This window comes from Kitasatospora aureofaciens, assembly GCF_001188955.3.
GTDB classification, from domain to species: domain Bacteria; phylum Actinomycetota; class Actinomycetes; order Streptomycetales; family Streptomycetaceae; genus Kitasatospora; species Kitasatospora aureofaciens.
The window spans coordinates 35,572-56,681 of sequence record NZ_JPRF03000034.1 but is presented as its reverse complement, the minus strand read 5'-3'; the positions used below and the strand labels follow the sequence as shown (position 1 = coordinate 56,681).

The 21,110-nt window shown below is 72.1% G+C and carries 16 protein-coding genes; 11 read left to right on the top strand and 5 right to left on the bottom strand.

Annotated elements, in window-relative coordinates; translation table 11 throughout:
* Positions 1-31: 31 nt before the first annotated feature.
* From pyrG to ddaH, 6 genes are all read left to right on the top strand, one after another.
* The gene (pyrG, locus tag HS99_RS23420) at positions 32-1,699 is read left to right on the top strand and encodes a CTP synthase (protein WP_063737913.1); all 1,668 of its coding nucleotides are present in this window, start codon (positions 32-34) and stop codon (positions 1,697-1,699) included.
* Between the two features lie 33 nt (positions 1,700-1,732).
* Positions 1,733-2,992, top strand: coding sequence for an ATP-grasp domain-containing protein (locus HS99_RS23415; protein ID WP_030557981.1), 1,260 nt, complete (start codon positions 1,733-1,735; stop codon positions 2,990-2,992).
* Positions 2,982-3,815, top strand: a complete 834-nt coding sequence (locus HS99_RS23410) for a phosphodiesterase (RefSeq protein ID WP_030290456.1) — start codon at positions 2,982-2,984, stop codon at positions 3,813-3,815. Before HS99_RS23415 ends, HS99_RS23410 begins: the two co-directional genes overlap by 11 nt.
* Positions 3,816-3,858: 43 nt before the next feature.
* Complete coding sequence (locus HS99_RS23405) at positions 3,859-5,145, top strand: ATP-grasp domain-containing protein (protein WP_046385496.1); 1,287 nt, start codon at positions 3,859-3,861, stop codon at positions 5,143-5,145.
* Positions 5,142-6,425: an MFS transporter gene (locus HS99_RS23400; RefSeq protein WP_030290458.1), complete on the top strand. Its 1,284-nt coding sequence runs from the start codon at positions 5,142-5,144 to the stop codon at positions 6,423-6,425. The genes HS99_RS23405 and HS99_RS23400 overlap by 4 nt, the downstream gene beginning before the upstream one ends.
* A gap of 99 nt (positions 6,426-6,524) precedes the next feature.
* Positions 6,525-7,355, top strand: a complete 831-nt coding sequence (gene ddaH, locus HS99_RS23395) for a dimethylargininase (protein WP_030290459.1) — start codon at positions 6,525-6,527, stop codon at positions 7,353-7,355.
* Positions 7,356-7,650: 295 nt separating this feature from the next.
* Here the strand turns inward: ddaH and HS99_RS23390 are convergent, their stop codons facing one another.
* From HS99_RS23390 to HS99_RS23370, 5 genes are all read right to left on the bottom strand, one after another.
* Positions 7,651-8,583 carry a hypothetical protein gene (locus HS99_RS23390; protein WP_030557977.1) on the bottom strand — a complete coding sequence of 311 codons (933 nt, stop codon included), beginning with the start codon at positions 8,581-8,583 and terminating at the stop codon, positions 7,651-7,653.
* The gene (locus HS99_RS23385) at positions 8,580-9,194 is read right to left on the bottom strand and encodes a cytochrome b N-terminal domain-containing protein (RefSeq protein ID WP_030290461.1); all 615 of its coding nucleotides are present in this window, start codon (positions 9,192-9,194) and stop codon (positions 8,580-8,582) included. The genes HS99_RS23390 and HS99_RS23385 overlap by 4 nt, the downstream gene beginning before the upstream one ends.
* Positions 9,184-9,369 carry a hypothetical protein gene (locus HS99_RS23380; protein WP_030290462.1) on the bottom strand — a complete coding sequence of 62 codons (186 nt, stop codon included), beginning with the start codon at positions 9,367-9,369 and terminating at the stop codon, positions 9,184-9,186. Before HS99_RS23380 ends, HS99_RS23385 begins: the two co-directional genes overlap by 11 nt.
* A 305-nt stretch (positions 9,370-9,674) precedes the next feature.
* Positions 9,675-12,074, bottom strand: a complete 2,400-nt coding sequence (locus HS99_RS23375) for a glycoside hydrolase family 95 protein (RefSeq protein ID WP_050366388.1) — start codon at positions 12,072-12,074, stop codon at positions 9,675-9,677.
* A 42-nt stretch (positions 12,075-12,116) separates the two neighbouring features.
* The gene (locus HS99_RS23370; RefSeq protein WP_030557974.1) at positions 12,117-13,136 is read right to left on the bottom strand and encodes a LacI family DNA-binding transcriptional regulator; all 1,020 of its coding nucleotides are present in this window, start codon (positions 13,134-13,136) and stop codon (positions 12,117-12,119) included.
* Positions 13,137-13,422: 286 nt separating this feature from the next.
* On the opposite strand from HS99_RS23370, the gene HS99_RS23365 reads away from it, so the two are divergent.
* The 5 genes from HS99_RS23365 (at position 13,423) to HS99_RS23345 (ending at position 21,054) form a co-directional block, all read left to right on the top strand.
* Positions 13,423-14,718, top strand: a complete 1,296-nt coding sequence (locus tag HS99_RS23365; protein ID WP_141763792.1) for an ABC transporter substrate-binding protein — start codon at positions 13,423-13,425, stop codon at positions 14,716-14,718.
* Positions 14,719-14,720: 2 nt separating this feature from the next.
* Positions 14,721-15,686 carry a carbohydrate ABC transporter permease gene (locus HS99_RS23360; protein WP_223885887.1) on the top strand — a complete coding sequence of 322 codons (966 nt, stop codon included), beginning with the start codon at positions 14,721-14,723 and terminating at the stop codon, positions 15,684-15,686.
* A 47-nt stretch (positions 15,687-15,733) separates the two neighbouring features.
* Entirely contained in the window at positions 15,734-16,579 is an 846-nt protein-coding gene (locus HS99_RS23355; RefSeq protein WP_198429402.1) for a carbohydrate ABC transporter permease, read from the top strand.
* Between the two features lie 11 nt (positions 16,580-16,590).
* Positions 16,591-18,477 carry a DUF5107 domain-containing protein gene (locus HS99_RS23350; RefSeq protein ID WP_050366386.1) on the top strand — a complete coding sequence of 629 codons (1,887 nt, stop codon included), beginning with the start codon at positions 16,591-16,593 and terminating at the stop codon, positions 18,475-18,477.
* 90 nt (positions 18,478-18,567) lie between these two features.
* Complete coding sequence (locus tag HS99_RS23345; RefSeq protein ID WP_030290469.1) at positions 18,568-21,054, top strand: RICIN domain-containing protein; 2,487 nt, start codon at positions 18,568-18,570, stop codon at positions 21,052-21,054.
* Positions 21,055-21,110 lie beyond the last annotated feature (56 nt).

Below are 21,110 nucleotides of genomic sequence, written 5' to 3'. Positions count from 1 at the left end.
CCTCTTGGGAACGCTGAAACGCTCATCCACGATGTCCAAGCACCTCTTCGTCACCGGGGGTGTCGCCTCTTCGCTCGGCAAGGGGCTGACCGCCTCCAGCCTGGGCGCGCTGCTCAAGGCCCGCGGCCTGCGCGTGACGATGCAGAAGCTGGACCCGTACCTCAACGTGGACCCCGGGACGATGAACCCGTTCCAGCACGGTGAGGTCTTCGTCACCGACGACGGCGCCGAGACCGACCTGGACATCGGTCACTACGAGCGCTTCCTGGACACCAACCTGCACGGCTCGGCGAACGTGACCACCGGGCAGGTGTACTCGACGGTCATCGCCAAGGAGCGCCGCGGGGAGTACCTGGGCGACACCGTCCAGGTCATCCCGCACATCACCAACGAGATCAAGTCCCGGATCCGCCGGATGGCGACCGAGGACGTCGACGTGGTGATCACCGAGGTCGGCGGCACGGTCGGCGACATCGAGTCGCTGCCGTTCCTGGAGGCCGTGCGCCAGGTCCGCCACGAGGTCGGCCGCGACAACGTGTTCTTCGTGCACGTCTCCCTGCTGCCCTACATCGGCCCCTCGGGCGAGCTCAAGACCAAGCCCACCCAGCACTCCGTCGCCGCGCTGCGCAACATCGGCATCCAGCCCGACGCCGTCGTGCTGCGCGCCGACCGCGAGGTCCCCCAGGCCATCAAGCGCAAGATCTCCCTGATGTGCGACGTCGACGAGGAAGCGGTGGTCGCGGCCATCGACGCCAAGTCGATCTACGACATCCCCAAGGTCCTCCACGGCGAAGGCCTGGACGCCTACGTCGTACGCCGCCTGGACCTGCCCTTCCGCGACGTCGACTGGACCACCTGGGACGACCTGCTGCGCCGCGTCCACGAGCCGCAGCACATCGTCAAGGTCGCCCTGGTCGGCAAGTACATCGACCTGCCGGACGCCTACCTGTCGGTGACCGAGGCGCTGCGCGCCGGTGGTTTCGCCAACAACGCCCGGGTCGAGATCAAGTGGGTGACCTCGGACGACTGCGAGAGCCCGGAGGGCGCGCGGGAGCAGCTGGGTGACGTGGACGCGATCTGCGTTCCCGGCGGGTTCGGGGACCGGGGCGTCAACGGCAAGGTGGGTGCCATCACCTACGCGCGGGAGAACAAGGTCCCGCTGCTGGGGCTGTGCCTGGGTCTGCAGTGCGTGGTGATCGAGGCCGCGCGCAACCTTGCGGGTCTGCCGGAGGCGAACTCGACGGAGTTCGACGCCGCGGCCAGGCACCCGGTGATCTCCACGATGGCGGAGCAGCTGGCCATCGTGGACGGCAAGGGCGATCTGGGCGGCACGATGCGTCTGGGCCTGTACCCGGCCAAGCTGGCGGAGGGCTCGATCGTGCGTGAGGTGTACGGCGGTGAGCAGTACGTCGAGGAGCGCCACCGTCACCGCTACGAGGTGAACAACGCCTACCGTGCGGACCTGGAGAAGACCGGCCTGCAGTTCTCGGGCCTGTCGCCCAAGGGCGATCTGGTCGAGTACGTGGAGTACCCGCGCGAGGTGCACCCGTACCTGGTGGCCACCCAGGCCCACCCGGAGCTGAAGTCCCGCCCGACCCGCCCGCACCCGCTGTTCGCGGGCCTGGTCAAGGCCGCCATCGACACCAAGACCGCCATCGCGACCGAGACCGCCCCGGCCGACCCGGTCCTCGTCGACTGACCCGACCTCACCCGTACGCAAGGAGACCCCGTCATGACCAGCGCAGCGCAGTCCCGACCCGTCGTCGCCATCGTCGACGCCTACTCCACCGCCAGCCACCTGGCCCCGCTCTTCCACGCCCGGGGCTACGACTGCCTGCACGTCCAGAGCCAGGAGAGCCCGCCCGCCGTCTTCACGGCCTCCTTCAACCCGGACGACTTCATCGGCACCGTCCTGCACGGCGGCGACACCGAGAAGACCCTCGCAGCCGTCGAGCCGTACGCCCCGGTGGCCCTGCTGGCCGGCGCCGAGATCGGCGTCGAGCTGGCCGACACCCTCAGCGAGGCGCTCGGCCTGCGCACCAACGGCACCGCCCTGAGCCCTGCGCGGCGCGACAAGTTCCGGATGGTCGAGACCGTACGGGCGGCCGGAGTGCCCGCCGCGGACCAGATCCTCGCCACCGACCTGGACGCCCTGCTGGCCTGGTACGGGCCGCAGCCGCGGCGCGTCGTGCTGAAGCCGGTGCGCAGTGCGCTCAACGACGGGGTCTCCTTCTGCGACACTGCCGACGAGGTCCGCGCCGCCTTCGAGCGCCTGATGGGGATGCAGAGCGCGACCGGACACCACAACGACGCCGTGGTCGCCCAGGAGTACCTGGTGGGCGCCGAGTACTACGTCAACACCGTGAGCCTCGACGGCAAGCACTACGTGTGCGACATCTGGAAGACCCAGCACCTCGGTGTCAACGGGGTGCACGACCTCCTCGGCGGCTCGCAGCTGATGGTGCGTGAGGGCCCCGAGCAGGAGCTGCTGGTGGCCTACGCCGGCCAGGTGCTGGACGCGCTCGGGGTGCACAACGGACCCGCGCACACCGAGCTGAAGCTGACGCCCCAGGGGCCGCGGCTGGTCGAGACCGGCGCCCGGGTGTGCGGGGCGATGCTGCCGCTGCTCACCCGCGCGGCGATCGGCGAGAGCCAGCTGGAGTGGACGGTGGCGGCGTACGTCGACCCCGAGTCCTTCCTGTCGCGGTGGGAGACCGGCTACGAGGTCGCCCGGCACGCCGTCTGCGTCAACATGGTCTCCCCGCACACCGGAGAGCTCCTGGGCTACCCGCGGCTGACCGAGTTGCAGGCCCTGGAGAGCTATCACGACCTGCTGCTGAAGGTCCGGCCCGGTGAGAGGGTCGCCCGCACGGTCAACGACATGACCTACCCGATGCTGGTCCACCTCCTGCACGAGGTCGAGGGCATCGTGACCCACGACTACATGACGGCCCGCTACCTCGACGGCGAGGGCTTCTACGATGTCGCCTAGCCCCTCGGACGACGCCGACCGTCCGACCGTGCTCGCCCACCTCAGCGACCTCCACCTGGACGACGGGCCCCGGGCCGAGGAGCGGGTCCGGCGGATGGTGCGCTACCTGGTGGAACTGCCGGGCGAGATCGACGCAGTGCTGATCACCGGTGACATCGCGGACCGCGGCACGGAGGAGGCCTACGTACGGACGCGGGCCGTGCTCGCCCCGCTGTACGAACGGTTCCCGGTGCTCGTGTGCCCCGGCAACCACGACGAGGCGCGGGCGCTGCGCAGGATCCTGCTCGACGGCGGCGGCGAGGGGGAGGGCACCGGGGACGGCGCGCCGGTCGACCAGGTCCGGGACGTCGCCGGCACCCGGATCGTCCTGTGCGACTCGTCCGTGCCCGGCCGCGCCGACGGGCTGTTGCGGCCGCAGACCCTCCGCTGGCTGGACGAGACCCTGGCCGAGGCACCGGACCGGCCCACGCTGGTCGCCCTGCACCACCCGCCGGCGGAACTCGGCCTCCCGTACATCGACGGGATCCGGCTGCGCGAGGCGGACCGGTTCGCCGCCGTCCTGCGGCGCCACCCCCAGGTCGCCGGAGTGCTGTGCGGTCACGCCCACACGATGGCCGTGACCCGGTTCGCCGACCTGCCGTTGGTCTGCGCACCGGGCGTCGCCTCGAGCGCGCTCATGCCCTGGGAGCAGGAGCCGGGGCAGCTGTGGAAGACCCTGGACGCCCCGCCCGCGCTCGCCTTCCACGTGCTGCGGAACGGACGGCTGACCAGCCACGCGAGAACCGTTCTCGGCGACGTCCGGACCCGGCCGGCGCCGTCGTGACCCACCGCGAGCCCGTCCCCGCCCCGCCCAACCTGGAGAACCCATGAAGCCACCCCACGAGCACCCGGCCGGAACCTCCCCCCTGCTGGTTCTGATATCGACCGGTCCGCAGAAGTACCGCGAGTACCTGCTCGCCTCCATCAGCACCCGCTACCGGATCCACCTCGTCAACACCACGGAACCCAGCTGGGAGAGCCCCTACCTGGTCGGAAGCACCGTCGTCCCCACCACCGACCTGGAGCACGTGTCCGCCGCGGCGGCGGCCGTCGCCGCGCGTGAACCCGTGCACGGCGTGCTGAGCTGGGACGAGGCCCGGGTGCACCAGGCGGCCGCCGTCGCGGCCGGGTTGGGCCTGCCGACCACCGACGCGGACGCGGTCTGGCGGTGCCGTGACAAGCACCAGACCCGGGCCGCCCTGGCCGCGGCCGACCTGCCGCAGCCAGGCTTCGCGCTCGTGGGCGGGGCCGCCGAGGCGCTCGCCGCGGCGGACCGGATCGGCTACCCGGTCGTGGTCAAGCCCCGTGCTGCGGCTGCCAGTTACGGCGTGTCCCTGGTTCGCTCCGCCGAGGCGATGACCGCGTGCTTCGACTTCGCCGCCGAGGCGACCGTTCCGCACATGCCCGACTACGACCAGGCGGTGCTGGTCGAGGAGTACCTGGACGGCCCCGAGGTGAGCGTCGACTCGGTGATCGTCGACGGCAAGGTGCGGCCCCTGTTCGTCGGCCACAAGCGCACCGGCTTCCCGCCGTACTTCGAGGAGACCGGGCACACGGTCTCGCACGACGACCCGCTGCTCGCGGACCCGGAGTTCCTCGACGTGCTCCAGGACGTCCACACCGCGCTCGGCTTCACCACCGGCTGGACCCACACCGAGCTCAAGCTGTCGCCCTCCGGCGCCGCCAAGGTGATCGAGGTGAACGCCCGGCTCGGCGGGGACCTCATCCCCTACCTGGGCCGGCTCGCCTCCGGCATCGACCCCGGTCTGGTCGCGGCCGCGGTGGCCTGCGGCCGGGAGCCGGACCTCACCGCGGACCGGAACCTCGTGGGGGCCGTGCGCTTCCTCTACGTCGAGCACGACGACACGGTGATCGACCGGGTGGAGTTCGACGCGTCGGCGCTGCCCCCGCAGATCGACCGCACAGTCGTTCTCGCGGCCCCCGGTGACGTCGTCTCGCCGCCGCCGCGCGGCCTGCTGACCGGTCGGGTAGCCCTCGCCACGGCGGTGGCACCGACGGCTGCGGAGTGCGAGACGGCGCTGGACGCGGCGGCGGCGGCACTGCGGATCGTCGAGCGGGCCGCCGACGGTCGGGCCGGTGGCGGGGCGTCATGACGGACGTTGCCACCGCCGGGCCTTCCGACACCCGTCAGGCAGGTGTCCTGGCCACCTTCGCCGAGTCGCCGTTCGCCGTGAAGGCCGTGCTCTTCGGCGTCCTGGTCAACAAGCTCGGGTCCTTCATCCAGGTCTTCCTGGTGCTGTTCATGACCAGCAGGGGCTTCAGCGACGTCCAGGGCGGTGTGGCGCTCGGTGTCTACGGTGCCGGGTCGGTGCTGGGCGTGCTGCTCGGCGGCACCTTCACCGACCGCATCGGCGCCCGGCGGACCATCCTCCTGGGCATGGTGGGGACGGCCGTGCTGCTGGTCGCGGTGCTGCACGTCCGGATGTACCCGGCGCTCCTCGCGTCCGTCGGGCTGGCAGGCCTGATCAGCCAGGTGTACCGCCCGGCGGCTGCGGCGTTCATCGCCCAACTGATCCCCAAGAACCGCCAGGTGATGATCTCGGCGATGTACCGGCTGGCCCTCAACGTCGGTACCACCGCCGCGCCGCTGCTCGGCACCATGCTGGTCGCGGTCTCCTACGACCTGCTGTTCTACGGTGAGGCCGCCGCCGCACTGGGTTACGCGCTGATCGTCCTCCTGGCGCTGCCGCGCGAGGGTTCCGCCCCGGCGAAGCCGGAACGGGCCGCGGCCTCCGCGTCCGCCGCCCCCGTCGCGCCCGCCACCGAGCGTCCGGCGGGCGGCTACCTCGCCGTGCTCCGTGATCGGCGGTACGTCGCCTACCTGGTGGCGATGCTGCTCAACGCCGCCGTCTACATCCAGTACCTGAGCACGCTTCCGCTGGCCGTCCGGGACGCCGGCTTCAGCACCTTCTGGTACGGCGTCATGGTCGCGATCAACGGCGCCGTGGTCATCTGCTTCGAACTGCTCATGACGAAGGTCGTACAGAACTGGCGCGTGCGCACGGTCCTGACCGTCGGGTTCTGTCTGCTCGGCGCCGGTATGGCGCTGTACACCCTGCCGGGCGGGCTCGCCGTCTTCGTCGTCGGCACCCTGCTGTGGACGCTCGCCGAGATCATCGAGGGCCCGACGATGTTCGCCTACCCGGCCATCGCGGCCCCGCCCGCGGCCAGCGGGCGCTACCTGGGTGCCGCCCACGCGATGTTCGGCATCGGCTCGGCCATCGGACCGGCCGCGGGCGTCGCCCTGTGGAGCGGTCTCGGCCGGACCGCCTGGCTGATCATCGGAGCGGTCTCCGTCCTGGCCCTGATCCCCGCCTGGTTCGCGGTGGGGCGCGTCGGCACCACGTCCTCACTCGCGGACTCCTCCGGCTGACGACGCGGCCCGGCCCCGAACCCGAGCCACAACCCCTCCGGCGCCCGTGCGGCGAACCCGCACCGCCGCCGTTTCCGAAGAACCCCCACGAGGAGAACCGTGTCAGTCGCAGACGTGACCACCGTCACCCGCACCGCAACTCCGAGGCGTTTCCTGATGTGCCCGCCGCGGCACTTCGACGTGACGTACTCGATCAACCCCTGGATGAACCCGGCCAAGCCGGTGGACACGTCCCTCGCGTTCGCGCAGTGGACCGAACTCAAGAACCTCTACGAGAGCCTCGGCCACACGGTCGAGGTGATCGAGCCCCTGCCGGGCCTGCCCGACATGGTCTTCGCGGCCAACGGCGCCACGGTCGTCAACGGCCGGGTGCTCGGCGCCCGGTTCCGTCACGTCGAGCGGACCGCCGAAGGCCCGGCCTACCTGGCCTGGTTCACCGAGCACGGGTACACCGACGTCCTGTGGCCCGAGCACATCAACGAGGGCGAGGGCGACTACCTCGTCGTCGGCCGGAAGGTCCTCGCCGGGACCGGCTTCCGCACCGACCCCCGCTCGCACGCCGAGGCCCAGGAGTACTTCGGCCTCCCGGTGATCGGCCTCACCCTGGTGAACCCGGAGTTCTACCACCTGGACACCGCACTGGCCGTACTCTCCGAGAACGAAATCATGTACTACCCGGACGCCTTCACCCCCGGTAGCCAGGAGGTGCTGCGCGAGCTGTTCCCCGACGCCATCCTGGCGACCGCCGAGGACGCCGCGGTCTTCGGCCTCAACGCCCTGTCGGACGGCCGCCACGTCCTCCTCCCCGACGCCGCCGTCCAGCTGAAGACGCGCCTGCGCGAGCGGGGGTTCGAGCCCATCGGCGTCGACCTCACCGAACTGCTCAAGGCCGGCGGCAGCGTCAAGTGCTGCACGCTCGAACTGCGCTGACCCGACCGATCCGCAGGCCGGTAGGCCGGGGCCCCACCGGGCCCCGGCCTTCTCGCGTGCACTGCACTCGACACCGGCTCGTCGTCTGTCGCACGCGGAGCGTCAGCTCCTTCACCTCGGCGGGTCCCGGGAAGGTGAGCCGTACAGTCTGCTGGTTCGCCCGGGTCGTCACCGAAGTCGGCGGTGACCCGAGCAGGCGGCTCCCGGCCCGTGGGCGGGGCCACTCCTCGGCCGCCGCCCGGCCCGCGTCGGCCGCGGGTCGGGAGGGACCACGGCGGGGCGCCGGCCCGGTCGGTCAGCGCCGCGTGCGGTAGTAGTCGCGCCAGACGAGGCGGTGGACCCGGGTCCAGCGGGGAACGGACCGGATGCCGGGGATGAACGGCACCAGGATCAGGGCGAGGCTGAGCACGGCCATGATGGCCCAGATCTCGGCATCGGCGTTCTTCGAGCTCTTGAACGGGTCGATCTGGTACCAGAAGGTGGAGAGCCACAGCCACGCCTGCCCGGGGTAGTTCCCGGTCTCGTTCATCATCCCCCACTGGGCGCCGGTCAGGTGTTGTTCGGTGGCCCGGTCCGACAGGTACAAGCCGTCGGCGAGGAAGAGCATCGGCTTGGTGTAGGCAGTCTGGTAGAAGCGGCCGGGTGACAGCAACTGCCCGTCGAGTGAGCCCGCCCGGGCGAGCGTCAGCAGGCGGGCGGTCAGTACCGGCACCGGGCCGTAGTCGCCAGGGGCCGCCTTGGCCGGATCGCCGTCGGGTGCCTTGTTCAGGGCGTCCGCGTAGGCCGAGCTCCAGGACTGCTGCTGGTCGGCGGACGCGGCGTTCCACTGGGCGAGCGCGGCCGTGACCTCCGGCTGCTCCGGGGCCTGTCGCAGGGGGCGCAGCACGAAGTCCTCGGCCGGGTCGACGGGGATGCGGACGCCGGCGGCCCGCTGCAGGCCGAGCGGACCGATCTTCTGGCCGGCCCCCGGGACGTGGTTGTAGGGCGGGCCGTACTGCGCGGAGGTGCTGGTGCCGGCGAGTTCGGCCACAGCCGTCGCGGTGAAGTCGTTCGGGGCAGCGGTGGACCAGGACGCCAGGGTGGTCGGTGGCACGTTCGGGGAGGAGAACAGGCCGGCCAGTCCCGCGCTGAGCAGGACGGTGACCGCCAACGCGATCGTGAACTCCTTGACAAGGTCGTAGCGGCGGGTGGGGAAGGCGTCCGACTCGGGCACCTGGGCGGACTTCACCGCCCGTCCCCGGGTGCGGTGGCGCCGATCGGCGGCACGATGCCGCGGACGCGGACCAGCAGGATGTGCCAGACGGACAGCAGCCCGATCGCGAGCGGGAGCAGGAGGACGTGCCACATCAGCATCTGGCCGAAGTCGAAGACGTTGAACCAGGCGCCGATGCCGGTCGCGTTGAGCGCGTCCTTGGCCTGCCCGGAGATCCACTGGGAGTCGAAGTTCTGCTGGACCAGGTAGCCGGTGAAAGCGGTGGCGAGCGAGACCAGGAAGGCCACGGCGCCGGTCATCCAGGTCAGGACCCGACGGCCGCGCCAGGCGGCCATGAAGAACTTGCCCCACAGGTGGATCACCATGACGGCCATGAACAGCTGCACGCTCCACAAGTGGACGCTGTTGACGTACCTACCGACACCCGAGACGTGCCACCAGCCGGGGCCCATCAGCGCGAGCACACCGCCGGAGACCAGCACCACCACCAGCGCCGACACGGTGAGCACACCGAAGACGTAGATCCATGACGCCATGTAGACCGGCTGGGTCTCCGGGATGAGCTTCTCGGACGGCAGCCTCCGCAGGGCATACCGCCGCACCGCCCCGGTCCAGCTACTCGTCATCGCGCCGCCCCCGCGGGAAGGGCAGCAGCAGTGCGGCGACGAAGAGCGTCACCATCAGGCACATGACCACCAGGTTCGCCACGGAGATCTGGACCACTCCCCAGTGCAGGTAGTGACCCGGGTGGTTGAGGTCGACGGGCGCCGCGAAGGCGCCCGTCGTCGGCGCTGCTGTCATCGCCGTTCCCTTCCGACCGCTGAACAAGATCTGGCGCCAGCCTGACGCGGCTGGTGCGCGCCCGCACGCGCAGTGGGCCGAACGCGCGAGGATCGGCGCCGCGCGGGGGACGCGGTCGGCAGGCCCCGCCGACCGGGGCGGAGGCGGCCCGGCTCCCGGGGAGCCCGACCGCCTCCGAATGGCGCAAGCTGACCGGCGCCGCCCCTCAGCTGAGCGTCCGAGGGTGTGCCGCGCACGGGTGTTGCCGCTCGCTGATGGTGTCCGGCCGGGGTGCGGGGCACGGGGACGCGGCACCCGGCGCCCGTTCAGCCGGGTGTGCGGATCCGGTGGGTTCCCTCCTGGCCGAGCCGAATGGCCAGGCGTGGTCCGGAGGGGGTGACGGTGAGCGTCGCGGCGGCGGGCCTGCCGGCCGGGTCGGTCACCGTGGGCTCCGGCGTGCCGGCGGGGAGGAGCAGGTCGAGGGTCTGCGGACGGGTGCTGTGCACGGCTGCCTCGGTCAGGCGGCCCTGGTCCCAGCGGAGGTCGACGGTGAGCCCGCCGCGTGCGCGCAGCCCCCGGACCCGGCCGGTGGGCCAGGCCTCGGGCAGGGCGGGGAGCAGGCGCAGCACGCCGTTGTGGCTCTGCAGCAGCATCTCGGCGATGGCGGCGGTGGCGCCGAAGTTGCCGTCGATCTGGAAGAGGTCCGGCGGGTGCAGGCCGAGGAGGTTGGGGGCGGAGTAGTCGGTCAGCAGGCCACGCACGCCGCGGTGGGCGAGGTCGGCGTCGCCGAGGCGGGTGGCGAGTGCGGTCACCCAGGCCAGGCTCCAGCCGGTGGATCCGCCGCCGTGGTCGAGGCGGCGGGCCAGGGCGAGTCGCGCCGCCTCGGCGGCCTGCGGGTCGGTGAGCGGGTCGATGGCGCTGCCGGGGTAGAGGCCGTAGAGGTGGGACAGGTGGCGGTGGCCGGGGTCCTCCTCGGGGAGGTCCTCCCACCATTCGAGCAGGCGCCCGTCCTCGCCCGTCGGCGGGGGACGCAGCCGGTCGCGGGCCGCGTCCAACTCCTCGGCCAGGCCTGCGTCCACCCCGAGGAGACGGGCGGCGCGGGCGGTGGCGGCGAACAGCTCGGCGGTCAGCCAGTGGTCCATGGTGGCCGCGGCGGAGACGGCGGCGAGAGTGCCGTCGGGCAGCCGAAAGTGGTGCTCGGGGGAGGTGGACGGGCAGGTGACCAGTCGTCCGTCCCGGTCCTCGGTGAGGAAGTCCAGCAGGAAGCGCGCGGCGCCGCGCATCAACGGGTACGCGCGTTCGGCCAGGAACTCGCGGTCCCCGGTGAAGAGGTGGTGTTCCCACAGGTGCGCGCACAGCCAGGCGCCGGCCATCGGCCAGTTCGCCCAGGAGGGCGAGCCTGAGACGGGGTTGGCGCAGCGCCACAGGTCGACGTTGTGGTGGACGGTCCAGCCGCCGGCGCCGTAGTAGGCGGCGGCGGTCCGGGCGCCGGTCCGGGCCAGGTCGGCGATCAGGTCGAAGAGCGGTTCGTGGCACTGCGAGAGCCCGGTGGTCTCGGCGTGCCAGTAGTTCATCTGCAGGTTGATGTTGGTGGTCCAGTTCGAGTTCCACGGCGGTGCGGTCTCGGTGTTCCAGATCCCCTGCAGGGTGGCCGGCTGGGTTCCGGGGCGTGAGGAGGCGATCAGGAGGTAGCGGCCGTAGGCGAATTGGAGGGCGGCCAGGCCTGGGTCGGGGTGACCGGCCCGTACGGCGGCGAGCCGTTCGTCGGTGGGCAGCCCGCTCGGTGGGCCGTCGCCGAGCCGTAGCGCCGTGGTGCGGAAGAGCCGCCGATGGTCGGCGAGGTGATCGGCGAGCAGCTGCTCGTAGGGCTGGGTGCGGGCCAGGTCCAGGCGCTTCCCGAGGCGCTCGACCGGCCCGTCGTCGGGGCCGGCGGGAACCTCGGCCGGCCCGCGGTACCCGGTCTCGACGGCTACCAGGAGCAGCACTTCGTCGGCGCCGGTCACCCGAACCGCGTCCTGGTCCCGTTCGACGAGGCCGCCGGTGGCGATCACCCGCAGGCCGGCCGCGAAGCCCATGCCTTCGCCGGACCGGTAGCGCACCGGGTCCTCCTCGCCGAACGCCACGTGGGCGGGGGCCCGGCCGGAGACGACCAGTCCGTCCGCGTCCGCGCCGTCGTGGCGGGGGTCGGGATGCGGTGTGCTGAACCGGGCGGTGAGGTGGATCCGCCCGGGTACGGAGGACGTGATCCTGGTGGCGAGGACGTCGGCCGGCGCGGAGACGAAGGACTCGCGCAGTGTCTCCGCGTCGCCGGTCCGGTACGAGACCCGGTGGACCGCCTCGTCGAGGTCCAGTGTGCGCAGGTAGTCGTCCACCGTCCCGTCGCCGAGCTCCAGATGGAGCGTGGCGAGCGGCTGGTAGGCCTGCGAGTACGGTCCCTGCATGCGGGTGGCGACCGCTTCCGCGCGGGCGTAGTCGCGATCGCTCAGGACCGCGGTGCGCAGCGTCGTGAGGTGGTCCGCCGCGCCGCTCCGGTCGCGCGGGCCGGGGCCGCCGGACCACAGGGTGTCGGCGTTGAGGTGGATGGTTTCCGCCGCACCGGACCGGTCGGTGCCGCCGTGGAACAGCGCGCCGAGGCGCCCGTTGCCCAGTGGCAGGGCCTCCAGGAAGGAGGTGGCCGGCCCGCGGTAGCGGAGGCGGTCGTAGCCGGAGACTGAGTCCGTCGACACGTGGATCGCCCTTTCGGGGAGTGGGAGGAGCGTGCCCGGCTGTCACGGCCCATCGGCCGGCGCGCAGCCGACCGGCGCAGTGCTGTCCCGGACGACCAGCTCGGGGCGCAGCAGGTGCATCGAGTTGGTCGGGACCCCCGACTTGGTGAGGGCGCGCAGCAGCAGCTCGACCGCCTCGCGGGCCATCTCCCGCTTGGGGATGGCGACGCTGGTGAGGGCCGGCCGGGCCACGCCCACCTCGGGGTTGTCGTCGTGTCCGACGATCGACAGGTCGTGCGGGACGGAGCGGCCGGCGGCCCGGGCGGCCTCCAGGGCGCCCAGGGCGAGGACGTCGTGCGTGGCGAAGAGCGCGGTGGTCCTCGGATCGGCCGTCAGCGCCGCCGTCGCCGCCGCGAAGCCGCCCGCGGGGGTGGGCTCGGATGCCAGGTGGACGGCGCCGTCGGGGACGGTGAGGCCGTCGGCGGTGAAGGCGCGCCGGAAGCCCGCCACCCGGGGGGCGTGGTCGGGGCTGGCGAGTACGGCGACGCGTTCGTGCCCGAGCTCGCGCAGGTGGCGCCCGGCCAGGAAGCCCGCCCGCTCGTAGTCGATGGTCACGACCGGGAAGCGGTCGGGGGCGTCGGTCTCCCAGGCGCACAGGGCCACCGGGAAGGCGGCCTCCGCCAGCAGTGGCAGATGGTCGATCAGGTCCCGGTCCCCGGCGATCAGCAGCGCGTCCACCGAACGGCTGGTCAGCCCGGCCAGGTGCCGCTTGGCGCGCTCGCCGTCGAGCCGGGTGGTGCAGAGCAGCAGGTGGTAGCCGTTCGCGTCGAGGACGTCCTCGACCTCCTCGACGATGTCGGCGTAGAAGGAGCCAGTCACGGTGGGGACGAACAGGCCCACCGTCCTGGTGGCGCCGGTGGCGAGGGAGCGCGCGACCAGGTTGGGGGTGTACCCCAGTTCCTCGATCGCGGCGCGCACCCGGGCGGCGGTCGGCAGGCTCACGGCCCCCCGCCCCCGGATGACGTTGGAGACGGTCTGCTTCGTGACCCCGGCGCGCTCGGCCACGTCCTGCATCGTCACCATGACTGGATCCTTCGAGTTTACCGGTCAAGTTGCTTCCGGTGAAACGTAGGACACCGGTGAGGGGGCGTCAAGCCCAAGTCAAATGCCATGTCCGTTTCGTGACTTGAGGAAACGTCGCGCGATCAGGGACCGCATGCCGCACGAGGAACCGGGATTTCGCAAGGGCTCTTGATTTACCGGTCAACCCGCCCGTATCGTCCCAGCCATCCAGCGCCTCCCCCCGCCCTTCGGGCCCCGGCTGACGACCCGTCCGCACGGAATCTCGCGCCTCCGAGAGGAACCACCCATGGGTAGAACGACCATGTCCGCACGTCGCGTCGTCGGCGCGGCCACCGCCGCCGCACTCGCGCTCGGCGCGAGCGCCTGCGGGGGCTCCGGGGACGGCGCGAAGGCCTCGGGCGGCTTCACCTACTGGTCGATGTGGCGCGCCGACGAGCCGCAGGCCAAGGTCCTGAAGGCCGCGATCGACGACTTCACCGCCGCCACCGGCGCCAAGGTGAACATCACCTGGGCCGGCCGGGACATCGCCAAGAAGATCGGCCCGGCGATCGCGGCGAACCAGGCACCGGACCTGTGGGACGAGTCCGACGACAAGGTCTACGGCACCACCGCCGCGGCCGATCAGGCGCTGGACCTCTCGCCGGTGCTCCAGCTGCAGGTGCCGGGGGAGGACTTCCCGGTCTCCCAGGTCCTCCCGGCCAAGTACTTCGACATGCTGCCTAAGGACCCGTCCGGCTCCAACCACTACGTGATCCCGTACGAGATCGTCACCAACGCCATGTTCTACAACGCGGCCGACCCCGCGATCGCCGCCGCGATGCCGAGCCCGCCCACCGACTGGGCCGGTCTCCTCAAGGTCTGCGACGCCCTGAAGGCGGCCGGGAAGGCGTGCATCGCCTCCGAGGGCGAGGACCCCTGGAGCAACGCGCTGTACTTCGACTACCTGCTCAACGGGGCCGGCGTGAACGTCTCGCAGCTCGCCGCCGACAAGTCCGGCGCGACCTGGGACGCCCCGGCCGTCCTCACCGCGGCGCAGCAGGTGGAGCAACTGGTCAAGGGCGGCCACCTGATCGAGGGCTACGACGCCACCAAGTACCCGACCCAGGAGACCAACTGGGCGAGTGGCAAGGCCGCCTTCTACATGGACGGCAACTACGTCACCGCCGAGGTCGCCAAGCAGGTCCCGGCCGGCTGGAAGATGGCGTCGATGCTGCCGCCCACCGCGAAGACCCCGGACGCCAACCTGATCGGTTTCGCGAGCCCCAAGCGCGCCAAGAACGCCGCCGCCGCGCAGAAGTTCATCGCCTTCTTCCTGCAGAAGAAGCACCTGGCCGGGATCTCCACCACCGCGCTCAACCTCACGCCGCGGGCCGACATCCCCGCGCCGGCCGAACTGGCCGACGTCCAGAAGGCCCTCGACGCCCCGGCCGTCCGCCTCGGCTTCGACGGGGTGTCCGGCAGCTGGCTGCCCAAGGTCCTGAACGAGAACTACCTGGACCTGTGGCACGGCAAGACGACGGCCGCCCAGTTCGTCGCCAAGTGCAAGGCCGACCAGGTCTCCTACTGGCAGACCCAGGGCTGACGGTGGCGACGACGATCGACGATCCGCTCCGGACGGGCGCCCCCCGGGGCCGGTCCGCGCCCGCCTCCCGGGCCGGCGTCGGCCCGCTGGAGCGCCAACGCCGCCGGATGTTCTGGCCGTTCACCGCGCCCGCGCTGACCGTGTACGCCGTGCTGTTCATCGCACCCGTCGGCTACGCCCTGTGGACCAGCCTGTACAAGTGGGACGGCATGGGCGCGATGGACTGGCGCGGCCCGCAGAACTACATCCTGCTGTTCCGCGACCCGAGGTTCCGCACCTCCCTGGTCAACACGCTCGAACTGATGGTCATCGGAGGCACGATCACCTTCGTGCTCAGCTTCGCGCTGACCCTGGTGCTGCGCGAGATGCGGGCCAGGCTGTTCGCCCGGTCGGTGCTGTTCTTCCCCTCGCTCGTCAACGGCATGGTCTTCGGCATCGCCGCCGGGTTCCTGTTCTCGCCCACCGGCCCGGTGAACCAGGCGCTGAAGCTGTTCGGGGTGACCACGCCGCCCAAGTGGCTGTCGACGGACAACCTGCTCCCGATGGTCCTGGGCACCCTGGTCTGGACGGCGACCGGCTACTACACCTCGATCATCATGGCGGCCGTCGACCAGATCCCCGACTACCTCTACGAGGCGGCCGAACTGGACGGTGCCGGCCCCTTCCAGCGCTTCCGCCACATCACCCTGCCGTGCGCCTGGGACGTCATCGCGGTCTGCGCGGTGCTCTGGACGGTCAGCTCGGTGAAGATCTTCGAGCTGATCCTGCTCTACGGCGGCAGTACCAACGCCTATCCGCCGGTGAGCAGTTGGAACACCGCCGTGTACGTGTACACCGAGGCGTTCCCGCAGGGCACCGTCCCCCGGCTGGGCACGGCCACCGCCGCCGCGATGGCCAGCCTGGTCATGGTCACCCTGATCACCGTCGTGCTGCGCCGCCTGCTGCGCCGCGAGCCGGTCGAGTACTGACCCGCCGCGCCCCGGCCCCCACACCGCAACCGGAAAGGTCACCACCCGTGCGACGCAGAAACCCGGCCGCCGGACTCGCGAGCAGGATCGGCACGGGCGCCGTCTGGCTCGTCGTCGCCGCGGACCTGCTGCTGGTCCTGTGGATCCTCCTGACCTCGCTGCGCAGCGGCCCCGACATCCTGCACCACGCCTTCGGCCTGCCGACCAGCCCGCAGACCGACAACTACACCACCGCGCTCGACGAGGGCGGCTTCGCGCGGGCGGCCCTGAACAGCCTGCTCACCGCCGGCCTCTCCTCGGTGGCGGCCGTCGTCCTCGCGGCGCCCTGCGCGTACGCCCTCGCCCGGCGCCGCTCGCGGACCTCCTCGGCGTTGACGATGACCTTCGCCATGGGCCTCGGCGTGCCCGGCCAGGTCCTGGTGGTGCCGCTGTTCGTCGGCCTGTCCCGGGTGAGCCTGACGGACAGCGACCTCGGCCTCGGGCTGGTCTACGTCGGCCTGGCCATGCCCTTCACGGTCTTCCTGCTGACCGGCTTCTTCAGCGGCATCCCCGGTGTGCTGGAGGAGGCCGCCGTCCTGGATGGCGCCGGCCCGGTGCGCACCTTCGTCCAGGTGGTGCTCCCGGTCGCCCGGGGCGGGCTGGTCACCGCCTTCCTCCTGCAGTTCATCACCGCCTGGAACGAGACCCTGTTCGCCCTCGTCCTGACGAACAGCCAGGGAACGATCACCCTCCCGGTGGCGCTCTCCTCGTTCGTCGCGGCACAGCAGTTCAACGGACTGGACTTCGGCACGATGTTCGCCGGGGTCTGCATCATCCTCGCCCCGATGATCGCGCTCTTCTCCTGGATGGGCTCGCGGATCATCCAGGGCATGACGGTTGGGATCGGAAAGTGACGTCTTCCCGCGTGACCTCGACTCTTCGCACCGGCCCGCTCCGAATCGACGGCACCCCCGACCCGGTCGGGGGCACCCTGCCGATCCTGCACGGCCTCCCCCGGCAAGCCGGCGCGGGCGCCGGCGTCGACGACGAGATGCGCCGCAACCTGGCCTACGGGGTGCCCGGCACCCTGCTGCCGTACACCCGGCAGGGCGACTACGGCCGCGTCCGCACCGAACGCGAACTCCCTTGCGCGGTACTGGAGAACGAGACCCTCACCGCGACCTTCCTGCCCTCCCTCGGCGGGCGGCTGTGGTCCCTCGTCCACCGCCCCACCGGGCGGGAGCTGCTGCACCGAAACCGGATCCTGCAGCCCGCGAATCTCGCCCTGCGCGACGCCTGGGTGGCCGGCGGCGTGGAGTGGAACCTCGGCACCACTGGGCACTGGCCGCTGACCTGCGAGCCGCTGCACGCCGCCCGGCTGACCGCGCCGGACGGCACCCCGGTGCTGCGGATGTACGCCTTCGAGCGGCTGCGGCGGCTGGTCCTGCGGATGGACGCCTGGCTGCCCGCGGGCTCCCCGGTACTGTACGTCCACATCGCGGTGCACAATCCCGCGCCGACCGAGACCCCGGTCTACTGGTGGTCCAACATCGCCGTGCCCGAACACGAGGAGGTCCGTGTCCTCGGCCCGGCCGACCACGCCTTCCACTGCGACTACGTCAGCGACCTGCGCCGCGTCCCCTTCCCGCAGGTCGACGGCGCGGACCGCAGCTACCCCGGCCGGACACCGCGCGCCGCCGACTACTTCCTCGACCTCCCGGCCGGCGAACGCCCCTGGATCGCCGCCCTGGACGGAGCCGGCACCGGACTCGTCCAGACCTCCACCGCACGGCTGCGCGGACGCAAACTCTTCTGCTGGGGCACCGGCACCGGCGGCAAGCACTGGCAGGAGTGGCTCTCCGGCCCCGACGCCGCCTACCTGGAGATCCAGGCGGGCCTGGCCCGCACCCAGCTGGAGCACCTGCCGATGCCCGCCGGCGCCACCTGGTCCTGGACCGAGGCGTACGGGCTGCTGCAAGCCGACCCCGAGGCCGTGCACGGGAGTTGGGACGACGCCCGGTCGGCCGCAGGGGCGGCGCTGGACCGGCTGGTCCCGCCGTCGGCGCTGGAGCAGGCCGACGCGCTCGCCGACGGGTTCGCCGAGCCCGAGGAGGTGCTGGCCGAGGGCGGCGGCTGGGCCGCGCTGGAGATCGAGGCCGGCGCCCTGCCCGCCTCCCGCGCCCTGCCGTTCGGCGACCCCGCCGCCGCCCAGGAACCGTGGCTGCAACTCCTGAAGACCGGCACCCTCCCGGTGTGCGACCCACCCGCCGAACCGGTCACCGGGGCACACTGGCGGCTGCTGCTGGAAGGGAACGCCGCCGACTGGCACGCCCTGTACCAGCTCGGCCTGCTGCGCCTGGCCGCCGGGCAGCGGGCGGCCGCCCGCGAGGCCTTCGAACGCTCCGTCGCCGCGCAGGCCTCGCCCTGGGCGCTGCGATCGCTCGCCTTCCTCGACCCGGACCCGCAGGAGGCCGCCGACCTGATGCGCTCCGCCCACCGACTCCGCCCGGAGCTCAGGGAGTTGACGATCGAGACGCTGGATTCGCTGCGGCGCGCCGAGCGTCCCGCCGAGGCGCTCGCGCTGATCGGGGAGCTGTCCCCGGCCGACCGGGCTCACGGGCGGATCAGGCTGGCCGAGGCGGAGGCGGCGCACGCCTGCGGCGACGACGACCGGGTCCGGCGACTGCTCGCCGAGGGCATCCAGGTCGACACCATGCGCGAGGGCGAGCTCTCCCTGGACACCCTCTGGCTCGCCGTCCACCCCGGCACCGCGGTGCCCCCGCAGTACGACTTCCGCATGGCGGACGGCTGACCGCCCGCCACCCCTCCAGGACCACTCTCCCGTTCCGCACCCCCACAGCAGGGGCGCAACGGTGCGCCCCGTCACGGAAGAGGAGTACCAGTGTCACCTCTACGCACCCGATGGGCCCGAGCCCTCACCGCCACCGTGCTGGCGGCGCTCGGCGCCGGCGCCCTGGCCGCCGCCCCTGCGGCCGCGGACAAGCCGGCCCCCGGCAAACCGGCCTCCGCCACGTACACGGTCTCGATCGGCGGGACCGGCTCGTACGCCTACCCCGACGACACCCCGGCCGGTGTCTACACCGACAAGGACGGCGCCTTCTACTTCCAGCAGTCGCACTCGCTGTACGGCGCGAAGGACTCCCGGCAGTGGAGCTTCTACACCGGCGCGGACTTCGAGAGCGCCACCAGGTCACCGATCAGCGACGCCGTCGACCCCGCCGACCCGAACGACCGCAACGACGACACCACCTCGCGGTGCAACAACAGCGTCACCGGCGTGCGGTCCACCGCCGCACCGCAGGGCTCCGGCTACTCCCAGCGCAACTTCTGCGACCTGGTCGGTGTCTGGGTCGACCCGGACACCGGCGACTGGTACGGGCTGGTGCACAACGAGTTCACCCCGCAGCCCTTCGGCGACGGCCTGCACTACGACGCCATCGACTACGCCGTCTCCACCGACCAGGGCCGGACCTGGACCATCAAGGACCACGTCATCAGCTCCCCGTACAGCACTGCCCGGGGTGACAACACCGCCTTCCCCAACCAGACCTACGACTACGGCGACGGCGACCCCCGCCTGTTCGTCGACACCGCCTCGGGCTACTTCTACGTCTACTACGGCTCCCGGATCGTCCCCAAGGCCGGCGTGGGCGGCGGCAACGGCGGCCTGGCCCACGTCGCGCGCGCCCCGATCTCGGCGAAGATGGCGCCCGGCTCGTGGCAGAAGTGGTACGACGGCACCTGGTCCCAGCCCGGGCAGGGCGGCCTGGAGAGCAACATGGTGCCGGTCACCCCGACGGCGCCGACCGGGTACACCCCGCCCGTGAACGACTACCACCCGAGCACCCCCGGCTCGGTGGACCAGCAGGTCAAGGCCGGCCAACTCCCGCCCAAGTCACCGCTGTTCATCATGAACATCGCCTACGACGCGTACCTGGGCCTGTACATCGGCGAACCCGAGGTGGTCTCCGGCACCGCCCCGCAGCAGTTCTACGCCACCAAGGACCTTGCCACCCAGCAGTGGAGCCTGATCGGCGACAGCGGCAGCGGCTACACCTCCGGCTCCTGGTACCGCTGGATCCTCGACCCGGCCAGCCGCACCGGCGGCACCGTCATCGGCAGGACCTTCCGGTCCTACTGCTCCATCGCCTGCGCCACCTCCGACGGCGAGTACGCCGACATCACCATCGGCTCCTCCGCGCCGGCCGCCCCGCCGGTCGACCTGACGAGGACCTACCGGATCCAGAGCGGAAACGGCCGGGTGCTCGTCCAGGCCGCGGGCGCCTCCGCGGTCACCTCCACGGCCAAGGCCGGCGGCTCCGCCCGGGCGTCCTGGAGGTTCCTGGCCGAAGGCGACGGCTCCTACCGGATCGCCAACGCTGCCACCGGTCAGCTGCTGGGCGTCGATTCCGCCTCGACGGCCGGCCGGGCCTGGGGCTCCGGACTGACCGCCGCCGGCGCCGCCGGCGGGAACGCCACCGTCGGGCAGCAGTGGTTCATCCTCCCCAGCAAGGCAGGGAAGGGCCGGTTCCAGCTGGTGAACCGCTACAGCGGCCTGGTGGTCGGCATGTCCGGCGCCTCGGGCCGGCTCGCCGAGACCGTGCCCGCCCGCTCCTGGAGCGATGCCACCGGCAGCACGGTCGGCGGCGGCCGCACGGCGGCCGAGCAGGCCCTCGCCTTCGCCCCGACCGGGACGGCCCCCGAGACCGTCCTGCTCACCGCTCCCGGTGACCAGTCCGGCACCGTGGGCAGGGCCGTCTCGGTGCAGCTCGGCGCCACCGACAGCGCCGGAAAGCCGCTCGCCTTCGCGGCGACCGGCCTGCCCGCCGGGCTCTCCGTCAGCCCCTCGGGCCTGATCACCGGCACCCCGGGCGGCGCTGGCCTGTCCACCGTCATCGTCACGGCCGCCTCCGGTAGCGCGAGCGCCTCGGCCACCTTCACCTGGACCGTCGAGCCGGACCTCAGCGGCAACCGCACGCTGACCACGGGCGGCAAGGCGCTCGACGACGCAGACGGCAGCACCACCGCCGGCAACCAGCTCGTCACCCGGGCCGCGTCCGGCGCGAGCAACCAGCTCTGGCAGTTCCGCCTCCAGCCCGACGGCTCGTACGAGCTGGTCAACGGCCTCTCGTCGATGTGCGCCGACGTCAGCGGCGGCTCCACCGCCGCCGGCGCCGAGGTGATCCAGTGGCCGTGCACCGGCGCCGCCAACCAGCACTGGAACGTCCGACTGACGGCCGACGGCTCCTACGCCGTCACCTCGGCCCACAGCGGTCTGCCGCTCACCACCGCCTCGACCACCGACGGCGCCCCGGTGACCCAGCAGCCGGACACCGGCTCGCCGCTGCAGCGGTGGTCGATCACCTGACCGGCCCGCCCGGGGGGCGGGTCTGACGCCGGGCTCCCGGGGCTGCCACCCCGGGA

Excerpts from the sequence above, each read along its gene's own strand:
- HS99_RS23400 (WP_030290458.1), top strand. The coding sequence starts at position 5,142 with ATGACGGACGTTGCCACCGCCGGGCCTTCCGACACCCGTCAGGCAGGT.
- HS99_RS23370 (WP_030557974.1), bottom strand. The coding sequence starts at position 13,136 with ATGGTGACGATGCAGGACGTGGCCGAGCGCGCCGGGGTCACGAAGCAG.
- pyrG (WP_063737913.1), top strand. The coding sequence starts at position 32 with ATGTCCAAGCACCTCTTCGTCACCGGGGGTGTCGCCTCTTCGCTCGGC.
- HS99_RS23365 (WP_141763792.1), top strand. The coding sequence starts at position 13,423 with ATGGGTAGAACGACCATGTCCGCACGTCGCGTCGTCGGCGCGGCCACC.
- HS99_RS23410 (WP_030290456.1), top strand. The coding sequence starts at position 2,982 with ATGTCGCCTAGCCCCTCGGACGACGCCGACCGTCCGACCGTGCTCGCC.
- HS99_RS23385 (WP_030290461.1), bottom strand. The coding sequence starts at position 9,194 with ATGACGAGTAGCTGGACCGGGGCGGTGCGGCGGTATGCCCTGCGGAGG.
- HS99_RS23405 (WP_046385496.1), top strand. The coding sequence starts at position 3,859 with ATGAAGCCACCCCACGAGCACCCGGCCGGAACCTCCCCCCTGCTGGTT.
- HS99_RS23380 (WP_030290462.1), bottom strand. The coding sequence starts at position 9,369 with ATGACAGCAGCGCCGACGACGGGCGCCTTCGCGGCGCCCGTCGACCTC.
- HS99_RS23415 (WP_030557981.1), top strand. The coding sequence starts at position 1,733 with ATGACCAGCGCAGCGCAGTCCCGACCCGTCGTCGCCATCGTCGACGCC.